7 protein-coding genes are annotated in these 6,111 nt (G+C 73.0%); 2 read left to right on the top strand and 5 right to left on the bottom strand.

What is annotated here, in order from left to right:
- Together E1200_RS30235 and E1200_RS30240 are read right to left on the bottom strand one after the other, a co-directional pair.
- The coding region (locus E1200_RS30235) for a maltotransferase domain-containing protein (protein ID WP_131955541.1) at nt 1-151 on the bottom strand (151 nt) is incomplete at its 3' end.
- Between the two features lie 183 nt (nt 152-334).
- Entirely contained in the window at nt 335-685 is a 351-nt protein-coding gene (locus E1200_RS30240) for an STAS domain-containing protein (protein ID WP_165950526.1), read from the bottom strand.
- 292 nt (nt 686-977) lie between these two features.
- On the opposite strand from E1200_RS30240, the gene E1200_RS30245 reads away from it, so the two are divergent.
- Nucleotides 978-1,253: a sulfurtransferase TusA family protein gene (locus tag E1200_RS30245; protein WP_131955531.1), complete on the top strand. Its 276-nt coding sequence runs from the start codon at nt 978-980 to the stop codon at nt 1,251-1,253.
- A gap of 145 nt (nt 1,254-1,398) precedes the next feature.
- A complete protein-coding gene (locus tag E1200_RS30250; RefSeq protein WP_131955533.1) occupies nt 1,399-2,352 on the top strand; it encodes an ATP-dependent DNA ligase in 954 nt (317 codons plus the stop codon).
- A 112-nt stretch (nt 2,353-2,464) separates the two neighbouring features.
- On the opposite strand, the gene E1200_RS30255 is transcribed toward E1200_RS30250, so the two are convergent.
- The 3 genes from E1200_RS30255 to E1200_RS30265 form a co-directional block, all read right to left on the bottom strand.
- Nucleotides 2,465-3,679, bottom strand: a complete 1,215-nt coding sequence (locus E1200_RS30255) for a cytochrome P450 (RefSeq protein WP_131955535.1) — start codon at nt 3,677-3,679, stop codon at nt 2,465-2,467.
- A gap of 139 nt (nt 3,680-3,818) precedes the next feature.
- Complete coding sequence (locus E1200_RS30260; protein ID WP_131955537.1) at nt 3,819-5,108, bottom strand: aminotransferase class I/II-fold pyridoxal phosphate-dependent enzyme; 1,290 nt, start codon at nt 5,106-5,108, stop codon at nt 3,819-3,821.
- 89 nt (nt 5,109-5,197) lie between these two features.
- A complete protein-coding gene (locus tag E1200_RS30265; RefSeq protein WP_131955539.1) occupies nt 5,198-6,046 on the bottom strand; it encodes a PaaX family transcriptional regulator C-terminal domain-containing protein in 849 nt (282 codons plus the stop codon).
- Nucleotides 6,047-6,111 lie beyond the last annotated feature (65 nt).

The following is a 6,111-nucleotide window of genomic DNA, read 5'->3' on the forward strand; positions in this document are numbered from 1 at the left end:
CCAGCATCTCGTGCCCCTCACGGAACACCGTCGCCGACACCTCGACCGTCTCACCCACCACGGCCTTGGCCGGCCACCGGCCGCACCCCACCACCGGCGCCACATCCAGGATCGGGATGCGCCCGAGTTCCGCCTCCAGCTTGACCTGCATGTGCCGCTCCCGCGCGTCGGCGATGCCGGGGCACCGCGCCCCGCGCTCCAAGGCATCCATGCCCCGTCCGCAACTCCCCGCCATCAGCGCCGACACAAGATCATGTAAAGAGATCCCCGGGCGTCCCGGCCCGCGCCGGACGCCTCCCGCACGGCGTGGCGGGGGTCGCTGCGGCGTGCGTGCTCAGCGGGGAGCGGTGGACGCGAGCGCCTCGCGGGCGGTCGCCACGTCCGGGGCGATCGCGACCCGGCGCTGCAGGCCGGCCACGTCCGAGATGCGCCGGACGATGCCGCGCGGCGGCAGCACCACCCACATCGGGACGCCCAGCTCGGTCGCCCGCATCTGGGACCGCGTGATCACGTTGAGGCCGTTGGAATCGCAGAACGTGCAGCGGGTGAGGTCGAGGATCAGGGCGGGCGTCCCGGAGTCGAGGAGCCGCTCGGCCTGCCGGAGGATCGCCTCGCCGTTGCTGAGGTCCACCTCGGCCGGGAACGTCAGCGTCCCGCAGGTCCGCGTGCTCTCCACTCGCGCCACACCGAGATCCATGCTTCGCCCCAACGCCGGTCCCTCACCTGGATGACAACGGGGGGTACCTCACTGCGACTGTAAGCCCCCGGGCCGGACGGAACCTTCAAGAAATGGTCAAGTCTCGGACGGTGATCGTCCATATCCCGGCCGATCCCGTTCATCGGCGACAGATCCCGTTTTGTCGCCTTCGTGAGGCCGCCGCCCGGCCGCCGCGCGCGTCGCCATGTCATGGCATACCCCTATATTTCACCCTGTGGACTGCTAACTTCGCGATCAAGGCGGAGCCGGGGGAGGCGGGATGAGCGCGGATCCAGTGGTGATCGACGGCGGCGACCGCTCCTGCGTGCGCCTCCTGCTGGAACTGCGCGGCCGCATCGCGGGCATGGCCCCGGGCACGGTCGTCCACCTCATCGCCGCCGATCCGGCCGCCCCCATCGATCTGCCCGCCTGGTGCCACCTGACCGGCCACACCTACCTCGGCCCGCTGGACGGCACCGCGCCCCCCACCTACGCACTCCGGGTGGCGGCGGACGCCCGCCCGACCGAGCCGGAATCCCCCTGGCGCGCCCGCTGACGATTCCCGGCCCGGTGCCCGCCCGAGGACCGCGTTGGCACGGGGCCCGGCGGGCGGCACCCCGACCGAGACCGGGGGCGCACCCTGCGGTGCCCGTCCCGCCCGGCCGCCCGGTCATGTCGGTGCCGCGTGCGAAGCTGGGCGGGTGAGTGCCGAAGAGGAGCGTGCCGGAGTCCGGCTGACCAACCTCGACCAGCCCCTGTTCGAGGGCGCCGGGGCGACCAAGCGCGACTTGGTCGACTACCTGGACGCCGTCGCCGGCCGGATCCTCCCGCAGCTCGCCGGACGGCCGCTGTCGGTCAAGCGCGTGCTGCGCGGCCAGAAGCCCTTCATGCAGAAGAACCTCCCGAAGTACACGCCGCCCTGGGTGCGGCGCGTGATGGTGTGGGCGGAGTCCTCCCGGCGCGAGGTGTCCTACGCGCTGTGCGACGACCGCCGGACGCTGCTCTGGTTCGCCAACCAGCGCGCCGTCGAGTACCACCCGCCCCTCTTCCGCGACGGCGCCGAGAACCGGCCGACCCACCTGGTCATCGACATCGACCCGCCCACGCCGGACGACTTCGCCTCCGCGGTGCGCGCCGCCCGCCTCGTCCGGGCGGCGATGGACGACTCCGGGCTGGCCGGTGCCGTCAAGACCAGCGGCGCGAAGGGCGTCCACGTGTTCGTGCCGCTGGACGGCCGTGCCGCCGCCGACGACGTGGCCGCCGCCACCCGCGCGCTCGGGGCCCGCGCCGAGCGCCTCGACCCGGACTTCGCCACCACGGCCTTCATCCGCGAGGACCGCGGCGGCAAGGTCTTCCTCGACTCCACACGCGCCGGCGGCGCCACCGTCGTGGCCGCCTACAGCCCGCGGATCCGCCCCGGAACGCCGGTCTCGTTCCCCGTGCCGTGGGACGACCTCGACGACGTCGCCCCCGCCGACTTCACCGTCCGCAACGCCGCGGCACTGCTCGCCGAGCGGGACCCATGGGCCGAGCTCATGCCGTCCCCGCAGGAGCTCCCGCCCGGCCTGGTCGAGGAGGGCCACACCATCCCGGTCGCGCGGGTGCAGGCCATGCACGAGGGAAAGCGCCGGGCCCGCGCCCGCCGGGACACCTGAGAAACGGCCCATCCGAAACGGCGGGGCGAACGAAAACCGTGCCGCTCGCGCCGTTTCCCCGGCCTTTCGCCCCGGACGTTACGTGAAACGGGCGAGTGGGCGGTTCCCGGCCTCAGCAATTCAGCTGCACCGGCAGTTCGCGGTGGCCATTGCTGATGAACGATTCCATCGGGCGCAGTTCGCCCGGGTCGACGGCGAGCGCCATATCGGGGAAGCGGCCGAACAGCGCCGGGAGGGCGATCTCGGCCTCCAGCAGCGCGAGGTGCTTGCCCACGCAGAAGTGCACGCCGTAGCCGAACGAGAGATGCTCCTTGCCGGCGCGGGCGATGTCGAACGCGTCGGCGCCGTCGCCGTGCAGGGCGCGGTCCCGGCCGGCCGCGGCGTAGCAGGCGAGGATCGCCTCGCCCTTCGGGATCGTCACGCCGCCGACCTCGACGTCCGCCACGGCGTAGCGCAGCGGGAGGTTCGCCACGGGCGCCTGCCAGCGCAGCGTCTCCTCGATCACCTCGCTCCACGGCACCTCGCCGGCCCGGACCCGCGCGTACTGCTCCGGATGCGTCAGCATCGCGAGGATCGCCTGGTCGAGCAGGTTCACGGTGGTCTCGTGCCCCGCGGAGATCATCAGGATCAGCGTGTCCACGAGTTCGTCCTCGCCGAGCCGCGAGCCCGCCTCGTCCCGCGCGGAGACCAGTACCCCGGCCAGGTCGTCGGCGGGCTCGCGGCGCCGGGCCTCGACGAGGTCCCGCAGGATGCCGTGCAGCTCCCGCTGGTTGGCGAGGGACCGCTCGGCCGTCAGCGCCGTGTTGAACACGCCGTCGACGCAGCGCCGCAGGCTCGGCCGGGCCCCGTCCGGGACGCCGAACAGCCGGCAGATCACCTCGATCGGCAGCGGGTAGGCGAACTCCTCGCGCAGGTCGGCGCGCCCGCCCGGCGCCGCGGCCAGCGCCGCCACGAGCTCGCGGGTGATCTCCGCGACGGCCGGCCGCAGCGCCTCGGTGCGCCGCGGGGTGAACGCCCGGGAGATGATCGTGCGGAGCCGGCGGTGGTCGTCCCCGTAGGCGGTGAACATGTTGTGCACCGACACCCACGGGGACAGCGGCCAGTCCGGCGGGATCCGGCCGTCGATCCAGGCGGCCCAGTGCAGGCCAGGGTTCTTCGACACCAGGGGATCGGCCAGCAGGCCCCGCAGCTCCTCGTGGCCCGTCACCGCCCACGCGGCCACGCCGCCGGGGAGTTCCACCGGCGTCACAGGGCCCCTTTCGCGTAATTTCGCCGCCTCTCCCTGCACGTCGGCGCCGGTGGCATCGAGGACGTAGGGATTCTCCATCGGATCACTCCAGAGGGTCGGGGCGGAGCGCGCTGCGAATGGCGGAGCCTGAAGGCGGCACTGCCAACGTAGGACGCGGCCCGTCCCTCCGGCCAGATCAACTAGGTGAATGGCCCGGCGAATTCATTTCGGCCATTACTTAAATGGCGGCCCGGAAATCCTCACGGGATAGGGGATCGGCGTGCGCGGGCTCACCGAAGCGGCTCGCCGCCGGGAGGTCCGGCTCCGCGGGCGCGGCCGTCCCGCCGTGCCGCGCCGGCTCGCCCCAGCCGTGCCCGGGGGACACGACGTTGTCGGGCGGCGCCTCGGCGGCGGTGCCGTACAGGTAGGAGCCGAGGCCGAGCAGGAGGCGCTGCACGTCCTGCTGCGGCCGGACGACCAGCCGCACGAACTGGCTCGTGGAGCCCAGCTTGTTGCCGCACTCGCGGATGAACACGCCGTGGTGGGAGATCAGGTGGTCGCGCAGCCCGACGCCGTCCCGGCCGTCCGGAAGCTTGATCATGATGAAGTTGCCCTGCGACGGGAAGACCTTCAGCCCCGGCAACGCCGCGAGCTGCTGCGCCATCATCAGCCGGTCGCGGGACAGCAGCCGCAGGCTCTCCCGGTACTCCGCGCCGTGCTCGCGCAGCAGGAACACCACGACCTCGGCGAAGGAGTTCAGGTTCCACTTCGGCAGCGCCGCCCGGACCGTCTGCGCCAGCGCCGGGTTCGCCACCATGTAGCCGAACCGGATGCCGTGCAGGCCGAAGTTCTTGCCGAGGCTCTTCAGCACGATCACGTTGGGCCGGATGCGCGCCTCGTCGGCGACGCTGGTGTGCGGCTCGGCATCGACGAAGTCGAGGAACGACTCGTCCACCACGACCAGGTCCAGGTCGATCAGCAGGTCCAGCAGCCGGACGACCTCGCGCCGCGGGACGTAGCCGCCGTCGGGGTTGTTCGGGTTGCAGACGACCGCGACCCGCGACCCGCGGGTGCGGACGAAGTGCACGAACGCGTCCACGTCGAACTCGAAGCCGCGCATCTCCTGGAGCTGGAACATGTCGACGCGCTTGCCGGTCTCCATCGGCTGGTCGGTCCAGCGCCCGAACGTCGGGATCGGCGTGGCGAGGCTCTCCCGCACCAGCAGGTGGTCGATCCAGGTGATCAGCTCCGTGGACCCGTTGCCCATCACGACCGTCTGCGGGTTGTGCCCGAGCACCGAGCACAGCTCGGCGGTGATCGTGTCGGCGTCGCTCGGGTAGTACTTGAGGATCTGCTCCATGGCCCCCGCGAGCTGGGAGAACATCCCGGGCGTCGGGAAGTAGGGGTTGCAGGGGATGCAGAAGTCGACCAGGTCCTGTCGCCCCGAGGACGCCCGCTGGAGGGCGAAGAAGGACGGGCTGTGCGCGTTCTTGCGCAGCAGGCTCGGATCGATCGAGTCCGGTGACACGGAAGGTGCTCCTCGCGCAGGGGACGTCCGCTGGGCCGGGCCGGGTCGGTGCCCGCACGCCAGAGGTACGGCCCGGACCCCGCCCGGGTTCAGCGCCGGGCGGCGTCGGCCTCCAGCAGCAGGCGCAGCTCGCCGGCCGCGTCCGGGGCGAGCGCGGCGACCCGCTCCCGGTACAGGGCGGCGGACTCGGCGGAGGGCCAGCCGTCCGGGAGGTGCTCGGCGGGCAGGCCGGGGTCGGTGCGCAGCACCTGCAGCCAGTCGGCGCCGAGGACGGTGAGGCGGGTCAGCGCGTTCCCGCCCTGCGCGCGGTCCCGCGTCCAGGTGGCGATGAACCACTCGTGCTCGGCGCGGATGGCGGCGACGTCCCAGGCGCGGCGCAGCAGCCTCGGCATGTCGGTGCCCTCCAGCGGGACGGAGTGGAACGCATCGACCAGGTCGGCCAGCCCGGCGAACTCGGGGCCGTGGAACACGGCGGCGATGTCGACGCGGCCGGGCGCGATCCACAGCCCGTCGCGCAGCCCGCCGAACCCCGCCCAGACCAGCCGGGCGCGGATCTGGTGGCGCAGGTCGCGGCGGCTCTCGGGCATCGAGTAGCTGAGCAGCGTCCACTCGCCGTCCGGGTGGGTGAACGGCGCCGGGGAGTCGACCCGGGGCTTGGCCGCGCGGAGCAGGTCCGCCGCCAGCGGGGTGAGGGAGAACCGGGCGGTGCGGCCCTCCCGGACCCGGGTGAGCAGGCCCCTGCGGGTCATCCGCGCGAGCGTGGCGCGCGCGGCCGGCTCCGCCACCCCGAGGTCGCCGAGCAGGTGCAGGAAGACCCGGGAGCCGATCGGCGGATACCCGCGGTCGAGGACGAGCGAGCCGAGGAAGCTGAACACCAGCCGCTGCGGAGCGCGGACGCGCGGCCGCGGGGGCGGGGACGCGGCGTGCCCGGCGGTCATCCCTCGTCCTCTCGTCGTCGGCGATCGAGTATCCCGCGGCGCGGGGCGCCGACACACTCCGGTCA

The organism is Actinomadura sp. GC306 (genome assembly GCF_004348665.1).
Lineage (GTDB): Bacteria > Actinomycetota > Actinomycetes > Streptosporangiales > Streptosporangiaceae > Spirillospora.

What these genes read in the sequence shown, in the direction of transcription:
- E1200_RS30245 (WP_131955531.1), top strand. Translation starts at nt 978, where the DNA reads ATGAGCGCGGATCCAGTGGTGATCGACGGCGGCGACCGCTCCTGCGTG.
- E1200_RS30265 (WP_131955539.1), bottom strand. Translation starts at nt 6,046, where the DNA reads ATGACCGCCGGGCACGCCGCGTCCCCGCCCCCGCGGCCGCGCGTCCGC.
- E1200_RS30255 (WP_131955535.1), bottom strand. Translation starts at nt 3,679, where the DNA reads ATGGAGAATCCCTACGTCCTCGATGCCACCGGCGCCGACGTGCAGGGA.